Raw genomic sequence first — 15,646 nt, forward strand, 5'->3', positions numbered from 1 at the left:
GTCGCGCGATCAGCCCAGCGCATTACCGCCGGGGAAATCGAGCACGCACTCGCCGACGCTGACCTCGGCCGGCCACTCCAGTTTCAGTGAGCGGTCCACCCGGTCGCCCGCGTCGACCGGCACGGCGTGCGCGGCGAGTCCCATCGCCTTCGCCGTCAGGTAGAGCACCTGCTGCAACGCGCCGACGTGCACCAGCGTCGTCGCGTACGCGGCACTGCCGAGCACCCACGCGATCCGCGACATCCGCGCGGTCATCGTCAGCAGCACCGAGGGCCGGCGGTGGCTGCCCGCGCCGACCATCGCCAGGTCCAGCATGCCGTCCAGGACGCCGAGGTCGTCGTTGATCAGCGTCAGCGTGTGCCACAGCGGGTCGTAGTGGTAGATCCCCCGCGCGAGGTCCGCGCACCGGTTGATCCCGACGTAGATCTCCAGCTCGTACAGGCACGCGACGCTGAAGTACGGCCGCTGGGAAGCCTCGTGGCCGGGTCCGCCGGGCAGGTACGCCGGCCCGATCGAGCGCACCCGCGCGGCGCGGAAGAGGAACTCGCCCACCTGGTCGGCGGACAACGCGCGTTCGGTGACCTCGGGGCACGTGTGGTCGTGTTCGAGCAGCGTGGCCAGCGTCGGGTCGGTCGCCTTGAGCACCTCCGGGTCGGGGCGGTGCAACGGGAAGGTCGGGCCGGCGGTGAGCTGCTTGACCACCGGCGGCTCGGTGCCCGCCCGGTGCGCCTCCGGGTCCGGCGGGCCGCCCTTCAGCCACGTCCGGCTGCGGGCGTGGAACATCAGGTCGTCGGGCGACCAGACGGTCAGGTCGGTGTCGGTGTCCTCGGTGAACTCGGCCCAGTCGTCGGCCACCAGCACCACGCCCGCGGCCACCAGGAACGTGACGACGTCGGCCACGACCGCCTCGGTCAGCCCGGAGGTCTCGGCGACCTGCGCGACGGTCACCGGCCCGGCCAGCGACGACGCCACGGCCACCGCCGGCGGCCGCAGCAGCGCGACGCGGTACCGGGCGCGGGGCGACTCCAGCACCAGCCCGCCGCCGTCCGGGCGCATCGCCGAGTACCGCGACAGCTTGATCAGCCGGCCCGGCGGCACCACGTCGGCCGGGAAGACCGGCGCCTGGGTCACCGGGATGGCCGAGAGCAGCGGCCCGCGGCCGTCGTTGAGCGCGAGCGAGTGCACGACCGAGCCGGACAGCTGGTTGAGGACCCTGCGCAACGTCCCCGCCCACGCTTCGGCGGCGTTGCCCGCCGACGTGGCGAGGTTGCCCATCGAGATCGGGCCCAGCGCCATCCGGCCCAGCGACTCGCGGACCGGCCGGGGGATGTCCGCCAGCTCGTACTCGCCCCACCAGGTGATCGCGACGAGCGTGTCGTCGTCCCCCGCCTCCAGCAAGGTGTCTTCGGTGAGGGACCAGAGCCGGACGGTCTCGGGGATCCCCTCCGGGGGGTAAGCAGGCAAGGCCAACTCCTCAAGCAACAGCGAAAGACCGAGCCCCCGGGGGCGCTCAGAGGAACATCGGGAACGGGTTGAGCCGCTCGTACGGGGTCGGTGCGCCGAGCCGGCCCAGCCGGACCGGGACGTCGAAGAGCCGGCCCGGCGCGAACCGGGCCCAGAACGGGCGCAGCCCCGGCGCGAGCACCTTGGCCACCGGGATCCCGACGTCCGGGCGGGTCTGGTCGAGCACCAGCAGCTCCAGGCCGGCGCGGTCGAACACCCGGGTCAGCGCGTCGACGTCGTCCCGGACGTCGGCCCGGTTGACGAACCGGAAGTCGCCGGCGGCCCGCATCCGCTCGCCCGCCACGGGCCGCAGGTACGGCTGGTTCGCGACGGTGGCGCAGGCGAGCCAGCGCCGCGCGTCCGGGTCGTCGACGTCGGTTCCGGCGCTCCGCACGGCGGGCAGCATCTGGTTGAGCTCGGTCACCGCGCGGCGCACCGCGATCCGTGGGTCGAGGTGCGCGCCGAAGCCCATCATGATGTCCTCGTGCGGGCCGTCGATCCGCCGCGAAACCGCGACGGTCACCGGGATCCCCAGGTCCGACGTCACGTCGAGGACCCACATCTCGCGGCCGATCCCCGCGTAGCCGGTGGCCATCTCGTCCAGCCACGGGTCGGCGAAGGACGCGAGGTCGACGCCCGGCACCGGCGTGCGGTTGTACCACCACAGCGCCACGGCGTCGCGTTCGACGAGTTCCAGCGCGCCCTGCAGGATCGCGTCCTCGAGGCTGCTGCCCGCCGCGGTGCCGTTCGAGTCGGCGCGTACCCCGCGGGCCGCGCTCTCGCGCGGGATCCCGTAGTACAGGTAGGACGTCGGCAGCAGACGGCGGTGCCCGGCCGGCGTCCACACCGGCGTCCAGTCGACGACGGCGGCCGGGTCGAACGGCTCGGGGACGTGCTGGAAGGCGGCGTGCTCGGCGTTCCAGGCCGCGCGGCCGGCGTACTGCCGGTCGGCGAAGAGCATGCACGCGTTGGGGTGGACGGCTTCCTCGCCCAGCTCGTCGAAGGAGGCACGGATGCGCAGCTCGTCGCCCTGGAAGTTACCGGAGAACCGTTCCGCGGCCTCGCAGAGCGCGCTGACCTCGGCGTCGAGCGGGCTGACGCCCTTGCCGCCGTTTTCGCAGCGCAGCCCCGCGCGCAGAGCGGCCATCGCGGTGACACCGCGGGCGACGTTGGGCCCCGAGCGGTAGGCGTTGGCGAACCAGGGCGCGTCCGGGTCGCGCCGGATCTCCTTGATGATCCCGGTGACCGGGCTGACCAGGTGGCGGTGCCGCTCGAGCATCTGCGACGGCGTCGCCGTGCGGTGCCCGCCGCCCCCGGTGGTCGCCTTCTTGGCCGGCTGGAGCTCGACCGGGCGCACCGAACGCCACGTCACCAGCCACCGGTCGCCGCAGCGGGGACACTGCGGGCGGCGGTGCAGCTCGTGCAGCCGGCCCTGCAGGTCGAGCGTGTCGAGCGTCCACACGCACTGCTGGCCGTGGTGGCGGTACCCGGCCACCCACTTGGCCGCCTCCAGCGCGACGAGGTGCGCCGCGGCGGAGGTGAGCGGCGGCAGCGCCGGCATCGGGCGGCGCGCCGGGCCGGCGTGGCCCAGCTCCTCCTGCACGCACGCCTCGGCGTGCCGGTGGCCCCACAGCCGGTGGGTCAGGCAGTGCCAGCACGCCCCGTCCGGCTGCAGCACCGGGCCGATCCACACCTGCGCCCCGGACGGGCGGGCCAGCAGCCACGGCCGTCCGGCGCGGCGGTGCTCGGCGTCGATCCCGGCCAGCCGCGGGTCGAGGTAGTCGGCGCACAGCACGACCGACAGGTCGGCGGTGCCGGTGTCCGTGCGGACCACCTCGAGCCCCGCGCCGGCCAGCGCCCGCTCGACGGCGCCGGGGTCCACGCCGTCGGCGCTGTCGCCCACCGCGGTCAGCCGCACGGTGCCCCGCCGCGCGGCCACGACGTCGGCGTCGACCCCGCACGCGTCCCAGTAGGCCAGCGCGCGTTCGTCGCCCGGCAGCAGGTCGTCGGTGCCGGGGTTGCGCAACGTCACGAGCCCGGCGTCGACGAGCTGGGCCAGCAGCGCGGCGACCTCCTCCGGCGCCATCCCGCCGGGACGGCCGCGCAGCAGCCGGTCGAGGTCGTGGGTGCCGTCGAGCAACGCCGCGAGCGACTCGATCTTCGCGCCGCGCATCGCGATCACGCCCTGTTCGGAGAACAGGTACGCCCCCTTGCCCGCCCGGACCTCCGCGCGCAGGTGCCGCCGGAACGCCGGGGCGCGCGCCGGCACCGGGGCTTCCGTGGCGCCGCCGCCTTGCGCGTCCACCGCTGTCGTGCGCATGGGCCCTCCTGCCGGTCTCGGGCTGGGCGGGACGAGAGAAGAAAATCCTGCTCCACGAGAGGTCTACTCAGCCAGTGCTCGAAGCACCGGCAAGTCATGCGAAACGCATGGTTTGACGTGGAAAACGCACAGGGCACCGGTGTGTCGTTCACTGGCCGCACGCGGCGGGGAACCGTCACCGTAGACAGCGACGCCCGTGGCGGCACGGTGCGTCCGGGGCACCGTAACCGAACTCGCGGTCCCGCGCGAACCCAGGCGGCGCCCGGTCTGGCACCCGAGACAAGTGAGGACCCGAGTATGCCTACCTCTGCTCGCACCTACGGACAGTTCTGCGGCCTGGCCCGGGCGCTCGAGATCGTCGGCGAACGGTGGTCGCTGCTGGTCGTGCGTGACCTCATGCTCGGCCCGAAGCGGTTCACCGACCTGCAGCACACGCTGCCCCGGATCCCGGTCAGCATCCTCACGTCCCGGCTGAACGAGCTCGAAGAGGCCGGGGTGATCCGCCGCCGGGTGCTGTCGCAGCTGGACGCCGGGGTCGTCTACGAGCTCACCGAGTACGGCGCCGAACTCGACCACGTCGTGCTCGACCTCGGCCTGTGGGGCGCCCGCTCGCTGACCTACCCGAAGCCGGACGAGACCTTGACCCTCGACATCGCGATCCTCTCGCTCTACACGACCTTCCGGGAGGAGGCCGCCGCGGGCGTGCACGTCAACTACGAGCTGCACCACCTCGGCGGCGAGATGATCGTGCACGCCCTGGTCGACGACGGCTCGCTCAAGGTGTCCGCCGGCGCGCTGCCCGCCGCCGACCTCGTGATCGAGCCGCGGGGCCCGGCGATGCTGGACCTGCTCAGGGGCAGCTTGTCCGCACAGGACGCCATCTCCAGCGGCAAGGTCCGCGTCGAGGGCGACCCGGCGCACCTCGAGCTGTTCAGCCGGCTCTTCCACATCCCGCCGGCGCCCGACCGCTCGACGGGGCTGTCCGTCCACTGAGCGTGGCTCCGCCCGGCGGTGCGCAATCCGCCGGGCGTCGTAACTTCTCTTGCGGGATCAGCAATCCGGAGTAACGGAAGCCGCTCCGGCAACGGCTATCGTCGACGCACATCGTCGTCTTGGTGAACTGGGGTCTGTATGTCGACGTCCGAACTCGCCCGTCCGTCCGGGTTCCTCGGCGGGCTCAACAGCCGCTGGCACCACCGCGCGCTCGCCGTGTTCATGCTCATCGTGATCGCCCACTGGGCCGAGCACATCGTGCAGGCGATCCAGATCTACGGGTTCGGCTGGCCGACCGCGAAGGCACGCGGCGTGCTCGGGATGCCCTTCCCGTGGCTGATCTCGCAGGAATGGCTGCACTACGGCTACGCGCTCGTGATGCTGGTGTTCCTGTGGATCCTGCGCCACGGCTTCGCCGGCCGGTCGCGGCAGTGGTGGAACCTCGCGCTGGCCATCCAGTTCTGGCACCACATCGAGCACCTGCTGCTGTTCATCCAGGCGCAGAGCGGCTGGCGGCTGGCCGGGCAGAAGGTGCCCACCAGCATCATCCAGCTGCTCGTTCCCCGGGTCGAACTGCACCTGTTCTACAACACGATCGTCACCATCCCGATGATCATCGCGGTCGTTCTGCACCGGCGCGCTTCGGCGGCCGAGCACGAGCTGACCGGCTGCGTCTGCGGGCTGCCGAAGCCCGCCCTCGCCGCGTCGTGAAGCGTGCGCTGGCCCTGCTGGCCTTGCTCCTCGGCTGGCTGGTGCTCGGCGCCACTCCGGCTTCGGCCCACGTCGAGATCGTCTCGTCGACCCCCGGGGACGGCGCCCGCCTGAGCGCGGCGCCGTCCCTGGTGTCGGTCACCCTGTCGGAGAACATCGGCATCCAGCCGGGCTCGATCAAGGTCGTCGACCTCGAAGGCCACCAGGTCGACGCCGGGCCGGTGTTCCAGCCCGGCGAGGTCGCCGAACAGCTCGCGGTGCGGCTGAAGCCGAACCTGCCGGACGCCGGCTACCTCGTCGAATACGCCTTCGTCTCGGCCGACTCCCACCCGGTGCGCGGAACGTTCGCGTTCGTCGTCGGCAGCGGACCGCTGGTGACCTCGGCCGGCGCCGTGTCCGCGGCCACCGGCACCGACCCGGGCGTCGACTTCGCGTCGACGGCCGCGCGCTGGCTGGCCTACCTCGGCGTCGTGCTGCTCGGCGGGCTGGCGTTCGTGCTCCTGTGCCGCCCCGCGGCCCGCACCGATCCCCGCGCCCGGCGGCTGCTGCACTGGGGCTGCGGCCTCGTCGCGACGGCCACCGTCGCGGCGTTCGTGCTGCAAGGCCCGTACGCGGCCGGGCGGAACCTCGAGGCCGTGTTCGACACCGGGCTGCTGGCGGACACGCTGCGCGTCGCGTACGGCAAGCTGCTCCTCCTCCGGCTGGCCGCCGTGGCCGCGCTGGCGGTGCTGCTGCCCCGCCTCCTGCGGCCCGGGCTGCCGGACCGGCTGCGGTCCCGCCACGAGAACGCGGCCATGGTGACCGGCTTCCTGGTGCTGCTGACGTTCTCGGCCACCGGCCACCCGGTCACCGACCCCATCATGTTCGTCTCGGTCTCGGCCGACCTCGTGCACTTCGGGGCCATCGCCGTCTGGGCGGGCGGACTGGCCCAGCTGGCCCTGGGCCTGTACCGCCCGGCGCCCGGCGAGGACCTCGCGCCCGTCGCGGCGCGCTTCTCGCGCCTCGCGGCGGGCGCGGTGACCGCGATCGCGCTCAGCGGCGCCGTGCTGGCGCTGCGGATCATGCCGTCCCTGTCCACGCTCTGGACCACCCGGTTCGGCCTGCTGGTCCTGCTCAAGATCGCCGGCTTCGCGTTGCTCCTGGCGGTGGCGAGCCGGTCACGCCGCGCGGTGCGCCGGGGCATGACCGGCCCGGCGGAGGGCGCGACGAAGACGGTGACGGCGGACCTGCGCCGGCTGCGGCAGGCCGTGGCCGTGGAGGTGCTGCTCAGCGTCGTGGTGCTGGCGCTGGCGGCGATGCTGACGGTGACCCCACCAGGCGGCTGAGGCGCCCCCGCGGAAAGTCCGTGAATGGCACATCGAGGGACTTCAAGTCCGTGGATGTGCCATTCACGGACTTCGGCCGGTCAGACCCCCGGTGAGCGCGGCGGGGTGAACGGCCCCCAGCTGAACGCGGGCAGCCAGGGCCCCGGCACCGCACTCCACTCCAGGCCCGCCAGCTGGGCGGGCGACCGCCGCCCGGCCAGCGCCCGGTACAGCTCGTGTGCCGGAGCCGTCAGCGTCGCCGTGGGCCGGCCCGCGCCCGCCGTCCTCTGGGAGCCACCCGTCGTGCGGAGGCGCAGGGCCGGCAGCCCGCGGCCCGCGATCGAGCCCGAGAACCCGCGGACCAGCACCTCGAAGCTCGGTGCCCAGGCCGCGTGCTCGGCCGGCGGCGGCGCCCCCAGCGCCGCGCGCAGGTCCAGCTCGTGGGTGTAGGCGTCCATCACCATGACCTCGCCGCTGCGGCCGCCCGCCTCCGCGAGGCGCCGGTCGAGGTCCTCGCCGACGTCGTCCCAGCGATCGAGCAGCTCCGGGACCGTCAGCGGCCCCGCCGGCGCCGGGGGGACCGTGCCGCCGTGGCGCTCGAGCACGCGCTCGGCGATCCCGGTGAGGTGACCCAGCAGGTCGGTGACGGTCCACTCCGGACACGCCGGCACCGGGCGCCGGTGGACGCCGGCGCGGGACCCCAGCAGGGCGCGCACGCCGCGCCGCACCTCCGGGTAGCCCACGAAGTCCGGGGCCGGCCGACTCGCTGTCACGCGTCCCACCTCACCTGGCACGATCGGGGCTTCCGGCCCAGTATGCCCAGGTGACGGGCACGGCGGTTCTCCCCGCGTGCCGACACCGCCGACCTCGGGAGGTAGTGATCTTGCCCACTCTGTGGTCCACGCCGGCGCAGTGGGACCTGCTACCGCCGGTGCTGCTCGCGCTGGTGCTCAGCGTCGCGATCGGCCTCGAGCGCGAAGCCGGCATGAAGGCCGCCGGGCTGCGGACGCACAGCCTGGTCGGGGTCGGCTCGGCGGTGTTCATGCTGGTGTCGAAGTACGGCTTCGCCGACCTGCTGAGCAGCGACCACGTCTCGCTGGACCCGTCGCGGATCGCCGCGCAGATCGTGTCCGGCATCGGCTTCATCGGCGGCGGGCTGATCTTCGTCCGCCGGGACGCCGTGCGCGGCCTGACGACGGCGGCGACGATCTGGCTCACCGCCGCGGTCGGCACGGCGTCCGGCGCCGGGCTGCCGGTCCTCGCCGTCGGCACGACGATCGCGCACTTCGTGGTGACCCGTGGCTTCCCACCGCTGCAGCGGTTCGTCGCGCGGCACCGCCGCGAGCCACCGGTCGTGCAACTGAGCTACCTCGACGGCCACGGCGTGCTGCGCGCCGCGCTCGCCGTCTGCACCGGGCGGGGCTGGAGCGTGCACCACGTCGACGTCGACCACGAGTCGCTTTCCGAAGAGGGACAACGGATCGCGGTCGTGACGCTGCGCCTCGACGGCCGCGGTGATCTCTACGACCTCGCCGCCGAACTCGCCGAACTGCCGGGCGTCCGGAGCACGTCCACCGGCCCCGGGGAACCGCTCGACGAATGATCAGCCGCCCGGGCAGCGCGCGGGGGCGGGTTTGCGGCACACTGGGGTGGACGCGGAATTCCCCGGCACCGCAAGGAAAACGTGCGGCCGAGGAGAAACCATCCAATTCGGAGGTGAGGCATGGCCCCCGGCGGTGGCGAGGACGAGGCGCGGACGCAGCCCGGATTCGACCTGGCGTGGCGCGGTTTTCAGCGCGCGCAGGTCGCGGAGTACGTCGCGTGGGCCGAGGCCGAGATGCGCAGACTCGCCGCCGAACGCGACTCCGCGCGCCACCGCGTGGCCGCGCTCGCCGAGGACAACCGTGAGCTCCGGGTGAAGATCGACCGGATCAGCCGCACCCCGATCGAGCCGGACGCGCTGCAGGAGCGCTCGCGCCGGATGATCGAGCTGACCCGCGAGGAAGCGGCCGAAATCACCGCGCGGGCAACGGAAACGGCCGAACGCACCCGGCGCGAGGCCGAGCAGGAGGCCGTCCGGCTCACCGAGCGGGAACGCCGGCTGGTCGCCGAAGCCGAGGCCGAGGCCGAACGGCGGCGCGCCGAGCACGAGGAGTTCCTGCGCGCGGCCGAGCAGCGCCGCCGCGAGCTCGACGAGGCCGCCGCGCACCGCCGGGCCCAGCAGGAAGAGGACCACAGCCGCGCGATGACGATCCGCCGCGCCACCGCGATGCGCGAACTGGCCGAGCAGGAATCGGCTGCCCGCGCGAAGGCGGATCAGCTGGTCGCCGAGGCGACCCGGCGCAGCGAGGCCCTGGTCAACAACGGGGACCGCAAGCTCGCGGCCGCCGAGGCCGAGGCCGAGAAGCTGGTGACCGAGGCCACGAAACGCAGCGAAACGCTGGTCACGATGGCGGAGGCCAAGGCGGATCAGCTGGTCAGCACCGCCGAAGCCGAAGCCGAGAAGCAGGTCACGGCCGCGGAGGCCCAGGCGAAAAAGCTGGTCACCACCGCGGAGGCCAAGGCCGAGGACCTCGTCACCACTGCCGAAAACAAAACCCGGAAGCAGGTCGCGGCCGCCGACACCCGGGCGAAGAAGCTGGTCACCACCGCCGAGGCCAAGGCCAAGAAGCTCGTCACCACCGCCGAAGCCGAGGCCGAACGCCTCGTCACCGAAGCGACCCGGCGCGGCGAAGCCCTGGTCGAAGCGGCCGAACGCGAGGTCACCGCCCTCACCGAGGTCCGCGACAAGCTCCACTCGAGCCTCACCGGCTGCCGCTCCCTGCTGGCCGAAGCGGCCGTCGCCCTCGACGACCGGCCCGCGTCCTTCGATCCCGAGGCCACGCTGCCGATGTCGAAGAGAGTGCCCGTCCAGCGGCGCTCCCCGGCGGACCTCACCGACGCGGTGGGCTGATCCCTTGCCCGCCGGGCGGGCAGCCCCCATGATCGGAAGCTGTGAGGCGAACGAAGATCGCGCTGGTCGCGGCCTTGGCCGCGGGCGCACTCAGCGCGTGCGGTGACGGCTCGAGTGTCACGATCAACCTGTACGTCTCGCCGGAGAACAACCTCCAGCACGTCGTCGACGCCTGCACCGCGGCCGCGGGCGGGCGCTACCGGATCGTCTACCACAAGCTGCCGCGCAGCGCGGACGGCCAGCGTGAGCAGATGGTCCGGCGGCTGGCCGCGGAAGACCCTTCACTGGACGTCCTCGGCCTCGACGTCACGTGGGTGCCGGAGTTCGCCGAGGCCGGCTGGGTGGTGCCGTGGACCGGCGCCGCCGAGGCCGAGGCGACGCGGGACGTGCTCCCCGGCCCGCTTTCGACCGCCCGCTGGAACGGGAAGTTGTACGCGGCGACGAAGCACACGAACGTCCAGCTGCTCTGGTACGACGACCGGCTCACGCCGTCGCCGCCGAAGACGTTCGACGACATGATCGCCCAGGCCAAGGCCCTCAAAGCGGCGGGCAAACCGGGGAACGTCCTGTTCACCGGCGCGCAGTACGAGGGCCTGGTGGTCTTCTACAACACGCTGGTCGCGTCGGCGGGTGGGCACATCCTGTCCGACGACGGCAAGTCCGTGCTGGTGGACGACGGCGCCGTGCGCGCGCTCGAGGTGCTGAAGACCCTGACCACGGCCGGCGTCACCGACCCCTCGCTGGGCAACTCCAAGGAGGACGAGGTCCGGCAGGCGTTCCAGCGCGGGCAGGGCGCGCTGGAGCTGAACTGGCCCTACGTCCACGCGTCCTACGCCAAGGAGAAGCCGCAGGACCTCGCGCACGTGCACTGGGCACGGTACCCGTCGGTGGTGCCGGGACGCCCGAGCCGGGTCACGATCGGCGGCTTCAACCTCGCGGTCAGCACGTACTCGCCGCACCAGACAGAGGCGTTCGAGGCGGCGTTGTGCCTGCGCGGCCCGGCCAGCCAGAAGTACCAGGCGATCGAGGACGGCCTGGCACCGACCACGCGCTCGGTCTACGACGACCCGGCGCCGCTCGACCCGGCCGACCCCGGCTCGACCATGGCCGCGAAGTTCCCGATGAAACCGGACATCCTCGCCGCGCTGGCCGACGCCGCCGTCCGGCCGCTGACCCCGGCGTACCAGAACCTGTCGACGGTGATCTCGAAGGTGCTGTCCCCGCCGTCCGCGATCGACCCGCCGGTCACCGCGGCGGAGCTGCGCGAACGGCTGACCGACGCCCTGAACTCGCGGGACATCATCCCTTGACGTGGACCGTCCGGCGGGTGCTCGCGCTGGTCGCGGCCGTCGTGACGCTCGCCGCGTCGACCACCCTGGCCAACCGCGTGCTGCCCGGCTGGGCGTACCCGGTGTGCGGGCTGGTCGCCGCGCTCGTCCTGGTGGCCCTCGGCCGGGCCGCGGGGTGCACCTGGACCGGCCTCGGGCTCGGCACGCTCCGGCGTCCCGCGCTGGTCGGCCTGGCCGGGGCCGGGCTGATCGCGGTCGTGTTCGGGATCGCGCTGGCCGTGCCGGCGCTGCGGACGGTGTACGAGGACGGCCGCGTCGGCGACCCGGACCTCGGGCAGCTGCTGTGGCTGACGTGCGGCCGGATCCTGTTCGGGACGGTCCTCATCGAGGAGGTCGCCTTCCGCGGGGTGCTGCCGGGCCTGTTCGGCGCGACGGACGAGCGGTGGAGCTGGCCGCCCATCCTCTGCTCGGCGGCCCTGTTCGGGCTCTGGCACGCGCTCCCGGCGCTCGCGATCGGCCGCAACGCCGCCGTGCACGCGGTGTTCGGCTCGACGCCGGTGGTGGTGCTGCAGGTGCTGGCCATGGCCGCGGCGGGTGTCGCCGGGATCTTCCTGCACTGGTGGCGCCACCTGGGCCGGGGCGTGCTCGCGTCGGTGATCGTGCACTTCGTGACGAACGCCGGCGGCCTCACGCTCGCCGTGCTGGTCCGCTAGGACCGCACCAGGCGCGCGATCGCGTCCGAGGCTTCCCGGACCTTCAGGTCGGCTTCCTCGCCGCCGGCCGCGGCGGCCTGGACCACGCAGGTCGCCAGGTGTTCGTCGAGCAGCTCCAGCGAGAACGACTGCAGGGCCTTCGTCGCCGCGGAGACCTGGGTGAGGATGTCGATGCAGTACTTGTCCTGCTCGACCATGCGCTGCAGCCCGCGGATCTGCCCTTCGATCCGGCGCAGGCGCTTGAGATAGGCCTCCCGCTCAGTGCCGTAACCCGTCATCGCGCACCTGTTCCCCTCGTCGGCGTCCCTCTTCCTCGAGTATACCCACCGGGTGTATGGGCCCGGGCTTCAGCGGAACCGGCGCAGCCGGAGGCTGTTGCTGACCACGAAGGCCGACGAACACGCCATCGCCGCGCCCGCGATCATCGGGTTGAGCAGCCCGAGCGCCGCGAGGGGCAGGGCGGCGACGTTGTAGGCGAACGCCCAGAACAGGTTGCCCTTGATCGTGGCGAGGGTGCGCCGGGCCAGGCGGATCGCGTCGGCGGCGACCCGCAGATCGCCGCGCACGAGCGTCAGGTCGCTCGCCTCGATGGCCGCGTCGGTGCCGGTGCCCATGGCCAGGCCCAGGTCGGCCTGGGCGAGCGCGGCCGCGTCGTTGACACCGTCGCCGACCATGGCGACCACGCGTCCCTCGGCCTGCAGCCGCTTGACGACGTCGAGCTTCCCTTCGGGCAGCACCTCGGCGATCACTTCGCCGATCCCCGCCTCGGCGGCGATCGCGCGGGCCGCACCCGCGTTGTCCCCGGTCAGCAGGACCGGCTTCAGGCCGAGTTCGCGCAGCTCGGCGACCGCCTGGGCGGACGTCGGCTTGATCGTGTCGGCGACGACCAGGCGCCCGCGGACCTCGCCGTCCCAGGCCACGTGGACCACGGTCCCCGCGCTGCCGGCGTTCGTGGCGCCGACGAACTCCGCTCGCCCGGCGACGACGTCGTGTCCCTCGACCACGCCTCGCACGCCCAGCCCCGCGGTGCTGCGGAAGTCCGTGACGGCGGGGAGCGTGCCGAACCGCTCGCGGGCGGCGTCCGCGACGGCGCGGGCGACCGGGTGCTCGGACGCGGCCTCGAGCGCCCCGGCGAGGCGCAGCACCTCGCCGTCACCGTCGACGAGGGTCATCCGGCCGGTGGTGACGGTGCCGGTCTTGTCCAGGACCACGGTGTCGACGCGGCGGGTGGACTCGAGCACCTCGGGGCCCTTGATGAGGATGCCGAGCTGCGCGCCGCGGCCGGTGCCGACCAGCAGCGCCGTCGGCGTCGCCAGGCCGAGCGCGCACGGGCAGGCGATGATCAGCACGGCGACGGCGGCGGTGAAGGCTTTTTCGGGGCTCCCGCCGGTCGCCAGCCAGACGACCAGCGTGGCCAGCGCCGCGAAGACGACCACCGGGACGAACACGGCCGAGACCCGGTCGGCGAGCCGCTGGACCTCGGCCTTGCCGGTCTGCGCGGCTTCGACCAGCCGCGCCATCTGCGCCAGCCGGGTGTCGGCGCCGACGCGGGTGGCGCGCACGAGCAGCCGCCCGCCGACGTTGACGGTGGCGCCGGTGACCGCGTCGCCCGGGCCGGCCTCGACCGGGACGGACTCGCCGGTGAGCATGCTGGTGTCGACCGCGGAGCTGCCTTCGGTGACCACGCCGTCGGTGGCGATCTTCTCACCGGGCCGGGCGACGAAGACGTCTTCCACCTGCAGCTTTTCCACCGGGATCAGCTGCTCTTCGCCGTCGCGGAGCACCGTGACGTCCTTCGCGCCGAGGTCCATGAGCGCGCGCAGGGCCGCGCCCGCGCGGCGCTTGGAGCGGGCCTCGAAGTAGCGGCCGGCCAGGATGAACGTGGTGACCGCGGCGGCCACCTCGAAGTACAGGCTGTCGCCGGCCGTGCCCGAGCCGATCAGCTCGAAGCCGTGGCGCATGCCGATCTCGCCGGCCATGCCGAAGAAGAGGGCGTAGAGCGACCAGGCCACCGAAGCGACGACGCCGAGCGAGATCAGCGTGTCCATCGTGGCGGTGACGTGGCGCAGGTTCACGGCGGCGGCGCGGTGGAAGGGCCACGCGCCCCACGTCACGACCGGGGCGGCGAGGGCGAGCGAGACCCACTGCCAGTAGTCGAACTGCCAGGCCGGGACCATCGCGAGCGCGATCAGGGGGAGGGTGAGCGCCGCCGAAAGGAGCAAACGCTTGCGCAGCGTGGGCGTCTCGTCGGGCTCCTCGGGCTCGGGGAGCCGCGCGGAGTACCCGGCGGCCTCGACGACGGCCCTGAGGTCGTCGACCGAGAGCTCGCTCGGATAGCTGACCAGCGCTTTCTCGGTGGCGTAGTTGACCGTCGCGGTCACGCCGCCGACCTTGTTGAGCTTGCGCTCGACCCGGGCGGCACAGGACGCGCACGTCATGCCGCCGATGGCGAGTTCGACGCTTTCTGCGGACCGCGCGGTGGTCATCGGGCTCAGGCGACCAGGCGGTAGCCGGCCTCGGTGACGGCCGCGGCGACGGCGTCGGCGGACAGCGGGGTGTCGCTGGTCACGGTGACGCGCCCGCTCTCGACGTCGACGTCCACCTGGCGGACGCCGGCGAGCTCGGAGACCTCTTCCCGGACCGACGTGGCGCAGTGCCCGCAGGTCATGCCCTCGACGGTGTAGCTCGCTTCGGTCATCAGCAGCTCCTCTCGTTCCCCTTCCTTTATACCCATCGGGGGTAGGGGTTCACTCGTGGCCCCCGCCAGACTCGCGGGATGCGGAAGATCTACGCGATCGGGATCGGTGCCGGGGACCCGGAGCACCTGACGGTGCAGGCGATCGACCGGCTCAACCGCGTCGACGTCTTCTTCGTGCTCGACAAGGGTGCGGAGAAGGCCGACCTGGTCCGGGTGCGCCAGGAGATCCTCGACCGGTTCGTCACCCGTCCGCACCGCATCGTGCTGGTCGCGGATCCACCCCGGGACCGCACGCCGGAGGACTACCGGGCAGCGGTGGCCGACTGGCACGCGGCGCGGGCGGCGGTGTACGAGCAGTTCCTGCGGTCGGAGCTGGACGAGTCGTCGACGGGGGCGTTCCTGGTGTGGGGCGACCCGTCGTTGTACGACAGCACGATCGCGCTGATCGAGGCGGTGCTGGCGCGGGGGAACGTCGAGTTCGAGTACGAGGTGATCCCGGGGATCAGCAGCATCTCGGCCCTGGTGGCCCGCCACCGGACGACGATGAACCAGATCGGGCGGTCGGTCCAGCTGACGACGGGCCGCCGGCTGGCGACGGGCTGGCCCCCGGACGTCGACGACGTGTTCGTCCTCCTGGACGCGCACACGACCTTCGACCGCTTCACCGACTCCGGCCTGACGATCTACTGGGGCGCGTACGTGGGCACCCCGGACGAAATCCTGATCTCGGGCCCGCTGACCCCGGCTCTCGCCACCCGGATCCGCGAGACCCGCGCCGCGGCCCGCGAACGCCACGGCTGGATCATGGACACGTACCTCCTCCGCCGCCCGGCCTGACCCGTGTCGCCCCTCCAATCACGAGCGATGCCTCTCCAATCACGTGAGATCCGCCTTCAATCACACGAGATCCGGCTTCGAGCACGCCAGTGCCGGCCCGAGTCCCGGCGGCGCGGGTGCTGGAAGGGTCGGCTCGCGTGTTTCAGGAGCCGACTCGCGTGATTGGGGAGCCGACTCGCGTGATTGCAGGGTCAACTCGCGCACCCCGACGGTCGGCTCGCGTGCCTGCACGGGTCGGCCAGCAGTGACCAGGACCGCCATCCCCGTGATCCAGGACGTGACTCACGTGAGTGAAGCCGGAACTCGCCCACCCGGGCAGGTCGGC

14 protein-coding genes are annotated in these 15,646 nt (G+C 73.0%); 8 read left to right on the forward strand and 6 right to left on the reverse strand.

What is annotated here, in order from left to right; translation table 11 throughout:
- Positions 1–9: 9 nt before the first annotated feature.
- Entirely contained in the window at positions 10–1,464 is a 1,455-nt protein-coding gene (locus tag QRX60_RS51345) for a SagB/ThcOx family dehydrogenase (RefSeq protein ID WP_285998716.1), read from the reverse strand.
- Between the two features lie 46 nt (positions 1,465–1,510).
- The gene (locus QRX60_RS51350) at positions 1,511–3,823 is read right to left on the reverse strand and encodes a TOMM precursor leader peptide-binding protein (protein WP_285998717.1); all 2,313 of its coding nucleotides are present in this window, start codon (positions 3,821–3,823) and stop codon (positions 1,511–1,513) included.
- A gap of 297 nt (positions 3,824–4,120) precedes the next feature.
- Here QRX60_RS51350 and QRX60_RS51355 point away from each other — a divergent pair, with 297 nt between their 5' ends.
- The 3 genes from QRX60_RS51355 to QRX60_RS51365 all read left to right on the forward strand — a co-directional run bounded on the left by QRX60_RS51355 (position 4,121) and on the right by QRX60_RS51365 (position 6,852).
- Complete coding sequence (locus tag QRX60_RS51355) at positions 4,121–4,816, forward strand: winged helix-turn-helix transcriptional regulator (RefSeq protein ID WP_285998718.1); 696 nt, start codon at positions 4,121–4,123, stop codon at positions 4,814–4,816.
- A gap of 138 nt (positions 4,817–4,954) precedes the next feature.
- On the forward strand, positions 4,955–5,527 hold the full coding sequence (locus tag QRX60_RS51360; RefSeq protein ID WP_285998719.1) for a hypothetical protein: 573 nt from the start codon (positions 4,955–4,957) through the stop codon (positions 5,525–5,527).
- Complete coding sequence (locus QRX60_RS51365) at positions 5,524–6,852, forward strand: copper resistance CopC/CopD family protein (RefSeq protein ID WP_285998720.1); 1,329 nt, start codon at positions 5,524–5,526, stop codon at positions 6,850–6,852. Before QRX60_RS51360 ends, QRX60_RS51365 begins: the two co-directional genes overlap by 4 nt.
- Positions 6,853–6,932: 80 nt before the next feature.
- On the opposite strand, the gene QRX60_RS51370 is transcribed toward QRX60_RS51365, so the two are convergent.
- A complete protein-coding gene (locus QRX60_RS51370; RefSeq protein ID WP_285998721.1) occupies positions 6,933–7,604 on the reverse strand; it encodes a maleylpyruvate isomerase family mycothiol-dependent enzyme in 672 nt (223 codons plus the stop codon).
- A 110-nt stretch (positions 7,605–7,714) separates the two neighbouring features.
- Between QRX60_RS51370 and QRX60_RS51375 the strand changes: the two genes are divergently transcribed.
- The 4 genes from QRX60_RS51375 (at position 7,715) to QRX60_RS51390 (ending at position 11,786) form a co-directional block, all read left to right on the forward strand.
- Complete coding sequence (locus QRX60_RS51375; protein WP_285998722.1) at positions 7,715–8,434, forward strand: MgtC/SapB family protein; 720 nt, start codon at positions 7,715–7,717, stop codon at positions 8,432–8,434.
- Between the two features lie 120 nt (positions 8,435–8,554).
- Positions 8,555–9,784, forward strand: a complete 1,230-nt coding sequence (locus QRX60_RS51380; RefSeq protein WP_285998723.1) for a coiled-coil domain-containing protein — start codon at positions 8,555–8,557, stop codon at positions 9,782–9,784.
- Positions 9,785–9,825: 41 nt separating this feature from the next.
- A complete protein-coding gene (locus QRX60_RS51385; RefSeq protein ID WP_285998724.1) occupies positions 9,826–11,094 on the forward strand; it encodes an ABC transporter substrate-binding protein in 1,269 nt (422 codons plus the stop codon).
- The gene (locus tag QRX60_RS51390) at positions 11,091–11,786 is read left to right on the forward strand and encodes a CPBP family intramembrane glutamic endopeptidase (RefSeq protein WP_285998725.1); all 696 of its coding nucleotides are present in this window, start codon (positions 11,091–11,093) and stop codon (positions 11,784–11,786) included. Before QRX60_RS51385 ends, QRX60_RS51390 begins: the two co-directional genes overlap by 4 nt.
- Here QRX60_RS51390 and QRX60_RS51395 read toward each other — a convergent pair.
- The 3 genes from QRX60_RS51395 to QRX60_RS51405 form a co-directional block, all read right to left on the reverse strand.
- Positions 11,783–12,064 (reverse strand): metal-sensitive transcriptional regulator, encoded by a 282-nt coding sequence (locus QRX60_RS51395; RefSeq protein WP_086678475.1) that lies wholly within the window; start codon positions 12,062–12,064, stop codon positions 11,783–11,785. The two genes, QRX60_RS51390 and QRX60_RS51395, sit on opposite strands and share 4 nt — an antisense overlap.
- A 69-nt stretch (positions 12,065–12,133) precedes the next feature.
- Positions 12,134–14,272 carry a heavy metal translocating P-type ATPase gene (locus QRX60_RS51400; RefSeq protein ID WP_285998726.1) on the reverse strand — a complete coding sequence of 713 codons (2,139 nt, stop codon included), beginning with the start codon at positions 14,270–14,272 and terminating at the stop codon, positions 12,134–12,136.
- Between the two features lie 5 nt (positions 14,273–14,277).
- On the reverse strand, positions 14,278–14,484 hold the full coding sequence (locus QRX60_RS51405) for a heavy-metal-associated domain-containing protein (RefSeq protein WP_285998727.1): 207 nt from the start codon (positions 14,482–14,484) through the stop codon (positions 14,278–14,280).
- Positions 14,485–14,562: 78 nt separating this feature from the next.
- Between QRX60_RS51405 and cobF the strand changes: the two genes are divergently transcribed.
- Positions 14,563–15,321, forward strand: coding sequence for a precorrin-6A synthase (deacetylating) (cobF, locus tag QRX60_RS51410; protein WP_285998728.1), 759 nt, complete (start codon positions 14,563–14,565; stop codon positions 15,319–15,321).
- The last annotated feature ends 325 nt before the right edge of the window (positions 15,322–15,646 follow it).

The sequence above is a fragment of the Amycolatopsis mongoliensis genome, from assembly GCF_030285665.1.
Classification (GTDB): Bacteria; Actinomycetota; Actinomycetes; order Mycobacteriales; family Pseudonocardiaceae; genus Amycolatopsis; species Amycolatopsis mongoliensis.

Bases quoted from the DNA above. Each gene is read 5' to 3' on its own strand.
- QRX60_RS51395 (WP_086678475.1), bottom strand. From the start codon at position 12,064: ATGACGGGTTACGGCACTGAGCGGGAGGCCTATCTCAAGCGCCTGCGC.
- QRX60_RS51405 (WP_285998727.1), bottom strand. From the start codon at position 14,484: ATGACCGAAGCGAGCTACACCGTCGAGGGCATGACCTGCGGGCACTGC.
- QRX60_RS51380 (WP_285998723.1), top strand. From the start codon at position 8,555: ATGGCCCCCGGCGGTGGCGAGGACGAGGCGCGGACGCAGCCCGGATTC.
- QRX60_RS51350 (WP_285998717.1), bottom strand. From the start codon at position 3,823: ATGCGCACGACAGCGGTGGACGCGCAAGGCGGCGGCGCCACGGAAGCC.
- QRX60_RS51400 (WP_285998726.1), bottom strand. From the start codon at position 14,272: ATGACCACCGCGCGGTCCGCAGAAAGCGTCGAACTCGCCATCGGCGGC.
- QRX60_RS51355 (WP_285998718.1), top strand. From the start codon at position 4,121: ATGCCTACCTCTGCTCGCACCTACGGACAGTTCTGCGGCCTGGCCCGG.
- QRX60_RS51360 (WP_285998719.1), top strand. From the start codon at position 4,955: ATGTCGACGTCCGAACTCGCCCGTCCGTCCGGGTTCCTCGGCGGGCTC.
- cobF (WP_285998728.1), top strand. From the start codon at position 14,563: ATGCGGAAGATCTACGCGATCGGGATCGGTGCCGGGGACCCGGAGCAC.